We start from the raw sequence: 5,488 nt of genomic DNA, 5'->3' as shown, positions 1-5,488 counted from the left end.
CCAGGTCGCCCGTCAGGCCCGAGCGCGCCGCCCGCCAGCCGGCCACGCGCACCTCCTCGGCCCGCGGCTGCGGGGCCTGGTCGTCGTCACCGCCGGCGACCGCGGTGGCGGCGAGGCCGCGCACCAGCTCGCGGACCCAGTGCACGCCGGCGGGGTGGGGGCCGTTGACGGGCTCGTCCGGCACGAGGGTGCGCGGCCGACCCAGCAGCGCGGCCGCGATCCCGAGCCGCTGCACCATCCCGAGCGAGTACGTCCCCACGCGTCGGCGTGACGGCACGGTCATCCCGGTGAGCTCGAGGACATCGTCGACCCGGAGCGCCGGCAGGTGGTGCGTCGCCGCCAGCGCGTCGAGGTGGTTGCGTCCCGTGCGACCCGGGTGCACCGCGTGGGCGTCGAGCATCGCCCCGACGGCCGTCAGCGGAGCGGGGTCGGCGGTGAACACGCGCCCGTCGACCAGTGCCGTGCCGCTGGAGGGCCGGTGCAGCCCCAGGATCATCCGCATCGTCGTCGACTTGCCGGCACCGTTGGGCCCGAGCAGCCCGGTGACCCGGCCCGTCCGGGCGGTGAAGGTAAGGTCGTGGACGGCGACCGTGTCGCCGTAGCGCTTCGTGAGCCCCGTGACCTCGATCATCGCGCGCTCACGCGCGGCTCGCCCGTCCGGTCTCGCGCAGGATCCCGCCCCGTCATCTCGATCACGCCGACCCCCGGCTCACGTCGTCCGCACTCGGTGCGAGCGCCCGGTGGCAAGGTAACCGCACCGGACCTCGCAAGCAACGGACGCGGACCCGACGCGAGGGCAGGCTGCCGTTCGCCTGCACGTACGAGGCGACGACCGACAGGCGACACGGTCCCAGGGGCGGCCACCCTCACGCGCGTCGCCGCAGCCGCGAGAGGCCGATGGCGCCACCACCTGCTGCGACGAGCAGTGCAGCGATCCCCGCGTTGAGTGCGGCGTCTGATCCTGTGCGCGCCAGCCGCCCGGGCGTGGTCCTGCTCTCACCTGAAGCCGATCCTCCGGGACCGGGCCTCTGGATGACGCTCGCTCCGGGCCCGTCGTCGACCGGCGGCGTGATCCCGTCGGCGGCCACGACGGCGACGGTGACCGCCGCCTCGGCGCACGCCCCGGACCCGTCCTGCGCGCATATCCGGTACCCGAAGGTGTCCGTCCCGGTGAACCCGGCCCTGGGGGTGTACACGAGCGCGCCGCTCGCGACGCGGACGGTCCCCTCACCCGGCGTCGAGACGACCTCCGGGTCCAGGACCGTGCCCGCGTCGTTCGCCAGGACGTCGACGGTGACGGGAGTGCCCGCAGTCGTCCGCGCGGTGTCGTCGGCCGCGACCGGCAGCACGGTCACCACGACCTCACCCGTGCTGCACAGCGCCGGGTCGCGGTCGTCGCACACGACGACGCCGTACCGGTCGACGCCCGCGAACCCGGGCTCCGGCTGGTAGCGGGTCGTCCGGCCGTCGGGCGTGGCGGTCCCGTGAGAGGGCGGGAAGACCGTCGTGATCACCGTGGGGTCGCCGTCGGGGTCGTCCGCATCCAGCGGGACGACTGCCGCCTGGCCCACGGAGATCGCGCGCGCGGCCGCCGCGACCTGCGGCGGGTGGTCGACGGCCTCGACGGTGACCCGGACGACCGCGGTCACGCAGTCCGCCGGATCGCCGCTCGCGCACGCCCGGTAGGTGAACGCGTCGTCCCCGACGAACCCCGGGTCGGGGGTGTACGTGAGCGAGCCGGCCGACGGGTCCAGGTCGACCCTCCCGTTCGAGGCAGGAGTGTCGAGCCCGCCGGTCAGGACCGCCCCGCCCGAGTCGTTCGCGGAGACGGGGATGACGACCGGCACGTCGGCGTCCGTGATCGCACGGTCCTCGGCCGCCTGCGGGTGCAGGGTCACCGTGGCCGTGGCCTGGTCGCAGAGGGGAACGGCCTGGTTGTCGCAGACCTCGAACTGGAAGCTGTCCGTCCCGGCCCAGTCGTCCGGCGGCAGGAAGGCGAACAGACCGGACGGCAGCATGGCGATGGCGCCGGCGTCGCCGGGCGAGGTCACGCGGTAGCGCAGCTGCGCGTCCGGGAAGCCGGCGGTGCCCGTGAGGGCGCCGAGGACGGGGACGCCGCCGACGCCCTCGAACGTCAGGTCTGCCGTGGTGGGCCCGGGCCGGACGAGCACGGTGTCGATCTCGGTCGCCACGCGCTCGGTGGCTGCGCTGCCGTCGTTGTTGCCCGGGTCGGGGTCCGGCGTGCTCGACGTCGCCGCGACGGTGCTCTCGAGGAACCCCGAGGTCGGCGCGGTGCCCGCGACGGTCAGCGTCCGGGAGGCGCCCGACGCGAGCGTGCCGAGGTCCCACTGCACGGCCGACGCCGACACGACGCCCCCCTGGTCGGCCGTCACGGCGCTCAGCGTCCCGCGGGGCGCGGCCGGCAGGGCCTGGCGGATCACGACGCCCGCGGCGGGGGACGGGCCGGCGTTCGTGACGGTGATCGCGTAGGTGACGGCGGTGCCGGGCGCGACGTGCGACGGGCCGGTCATCGCGACCTGCACGTCCGCGGAGACGGGGGCCGCGGCGCCGGCGCAGCCCGGTGCCGGGTAGGCGCTCGCCGGCGGCAGGGTCACGTCGGCGAACGCGACGTTCGCGACCGTGCCGGTCACGGTCCCGAACGCACCGCCGGGGACGTCGACGGTGACGGGCGACGCGGGCGAGTCCCCGGCGAACCGGTTGTGCACGATGCTGCTGCCCGTGAAGACGTACCGGCCGAACCCGGTGACCGCGCCGTCGTCGAGCAGGTCTCCGGCGCTGAGGGCACCGGTCCCGGCCTGCCGCCAGGTGCTCGCGCCGCTGGTGGTGAACGTCCCTCCGGACGTGACCAGCCCCGCGTTGGTCGCCGACCCGCCGGCGAGGGTCAGCGCCCCGCCGACCTGCAGCACGCAGCCGTTGTCCAGCCGGCCCGAGCCGTTGACCAGCAGCGCCTGCGCGAGGGTCGCGGTGCCGGTGTTCTGGAGCGAGCCGTTGACCGTCACCGGGGCGCCGGCGGTGAGCGCGCCCGTGTTGGTCAGCACGACGCCGCCGTTGAGCGTGACCCCCGCGGGCAGCCGCAGGGTGCCCGCGTTCTCGATCGTGCCGCCGGAGGGGTTGAACGCGGACCGCACCTCGAGGGTCGCGCCGGCTGCGTTGCGCAGCGTGGCGGGCCCGTTCACGTTGAGGCCCTGGAACGTGGTGGTCCCGGCGTTGTCCAGCACGAAGCCCGACCGGGCGGACGTCCACGGCAGGGTGGCGGTGCCGCCCGCGGCGACGTGCAGCACACCCCCCGGCTCCGTGACGTACGCCGGCGCGAGGACCGCACCGGGCGCGACGCAGAGCGTGCCGCCGGGCGCCAGGGCCCCGATCCCCGCGGTGAACCGCCCGGTGACCTGCACGACCTCGCCGGCGGCCACGGACACCGCCGCCCAGCCGCCGCCGGCGACCGACCGGGTGGGCGCGGCGCAGTCGTCGGCGGGAGCGGCGACGGCGGCCGGCACGGCACCCGGGACCACGGCCGGGAGCCCGGCGCCGACGCCCAGGGCCAGGAGGAGGACGAGGGTCAGGCGTCCGGCACGGCGGCGGGAGCTGTGGCGCACGGGCAGTCGTCCTCTCAGCGGGGCGGCGGTGCTGGTGGAGCCAGGGGCGACGACGCCGCGAGCGCGCCTGCCTGTGCCGAGTGAACCCCACCGATGACGGATTGTCACGAGGCTCGCAGATCCACGACCTCGTCCATCCCGAGGATGGTGAGCAGCTGCAGCGGCTCGCCCCGGGCGCCCCGGACGGGCAGGCGCCCGGGGCGGAGCAGTAGGCCGATCGCGAGGACCATCCGCAGGACGGACGAGTCGATGAACGTCGCCCCGCTCAGGTCCACCAGGCCCACGCCGCGGGCGACCAGGGCCCGAGCGACCGCGAGCTCGCCCACCCCGAGGTCGGCGGCGGCCCGCGCGAGGTCGCCCGCGTCGAGGGCGCCGGCCAGGTGCAGGACGCACGGGTCGCCGTCCGCGACCCAGATCGTCGCCGGTGCGTGCCCCGTGGAGCTCATGGCTCCACGGTCCGGCGGCGGAGCCGGGACCCGGATCTGCCCGGGGTCCCGGCCGACGTGCGACTTCCGTCGCAGGCGGCCCCTACGCTGAGCGCGTGCGCACCGGCGAGGAGGTCCAGCCCGCGCGACCTGGTGCTACCGCGGGCACGGACCCGGGCGCGGGCACCGGAGCGGTCGGCACGGCGTGGCGGCCCGTCGCCGCCGCCGGGGTGGGGGCGTTCGCCCTGACCGCCGAGGTCTCCCAGGGGCCGGTGCAGCCAACCTGGTGGGTGGCACTCGACGCGGCGCTCGGCGTCGCCGCCGTCCTGCTCCTGCTGCACCGGCACCGGCACCCGGTGGCGGTTGCCGCCGCGGTGGTCGCGGTGTCGGCGTTCTCCGCGGCGGCGCAGGGCGCCGTGCTGGTGGCGCTGGTGGCGCTGGCGACCACCCGGCGCTGGCGGGCGGTGGCTGCGGTCGGGGCGGGGTTCGGCGCTGCCACCGTGGTCGACCTGCTGCTGCTCGGCGAGGTGACGACGCCGCGGGTCCGGGCCGATCTCGTGCTCGCCGTGCTGGTCTGGCTCGCCTGCACGGCGACGGGCGCCTACCTCGGGAGCCGGCGCGACCTGCTGACCGCCCTGCGGGACCGGGCCGACGCCGCCGAGCGGGCGACCGCGGCGGAGCGTGACCAGGCCCGGACGGCGGAGCGCACGCGGATCGCCCGCGTGCTGCACGACGTCCTGGCGCACCGGATCTCGCTCGTCTCGATGCACGCCGGGGTCCTGGCGTACCGCCGTGACCTCCCGCCGGAGGAGCAGGCGGCGACCGCCGAGGTGGTGCGCGACAACGCGAACCTGGCGCTGCTGGAGCTGCGCCAGGTCCTCGGTGTGCTGCGGGAGCCGGCGGCCGGTGCCGGGCCCGATGCCCCGCAGCCGACGCTCGCGGCGGTCGACGATCTCGTCGCCGACGCGCGCGCCGCGGGGTCGGACGTCGCGCTCGACCTCGGCGACGCGACGCGGGCCCGCCTGGCGCAGGTGCCCGCCGCGGTCGGCCGGCACGCCTACCGGGTCGTGCAGGAGGCGGTGACCAACGCCCGCAAGCACGCAGCCGGCGCACCGGTCCGGGTGCGGGTCGACGTCGAGCAGGACCGGGTGGTGGTCGAGGTCCGCAACGGCGCCCGGCCCGCCGGCGCCCCGCCCGCGCCGCCCGGCTCCGGGATGGGGCTGGTCGGCGTCGACGAGCGCGTGCGGCAGGTCGGCGGCCGCCTGGAGCACGGCCCCGACGCGTCCGGTGGGTACCGTCTGCGGGCAGAGCTGCCGTGGGGAGAGGAGGCCGGGTGAGCGAGGCGGGTGCGATCCGCGTGCTGCTGGTCGACGACGAGGGCCTGGTCCGGATGGGCCTGCGGCTGGTGCTCGGCGGCGACCCCGGCATCGAGGTGGTGGGCTTCGC

General features: G+C 76.8%; 4 protein-coding genes. 1 reads left to right on the top strand and 3 read right to left on the bottom strand.

Annotation, left to right across the window (positions count from 1 at the left end):
* From KVT14_RS19670 to KVT14_RS19660, 3 genes are all read right to left on the bottom strand, one after another.
* On the bottom strand, positions 1-631 hold a 631-nt coding region (locus tag KVT14_RS19670; RefSeq protein WP_217617209.1), incomplete at its 3' end, for an ABC transporter ATP-binding protein.
* 235 nt (positions 632-866) lie between these two features.
* A complete protein-coding gene (locus KVT14_RS23555) occupies positions 867-3,617 on the bottom strand; it encodes an Ig-like domain-containing protein (RefSeq protein WP_217617208.1) in 2,751 nt (916 codons plus the stop codon).
* 104 nt (positions 3,618-3,721) lie between these two features.
* Positions 3,722-4,063: an STAS domain-containing protein gene (locus tag KVT14_RS19660; protein ID WP_217617207.1), complete on the bottom strand. Its 342-nt coding sequence runs from the start codon at positions 4,061-4,063 to the stop codon at positions 3,722-3,724.
* Between the two features lie 95 nt (positions 4,064-4,158).
* Here KVT14_RS19660 and KVT14_RS23290 point away from each other — a divergent pair, with 95 nt between their 5' ends.
* Positions 4,159-5,379 (top strand): histidine kinase, encoded by a 1,221-nt coding sequence (locus KVT14_RS23290; RefSeq protein WP_217617206.1) that lies wholly within the window; start codon positions 4,159-4,161, stop codon positions 5,377-5,379.
* Positions 5,380-5,488 lie beyond the last annotated feature (109 nt).

This window comes from Cellulomonas sp. GbtcB1 (genome assembly GCF_019091725.1).
In the GTDB taxonomy this organism is placed as follows: Bacteria; Actinomycetota; Actinomycetes; order Actinomycetales; family Cellulomonadaceae; genus Cellulomonas.
The sequence above is the reverse complement of the archived record's forward strand: the minus strand, read 5'-3'. Positions and strand labels throughout refer to the sequence as shown.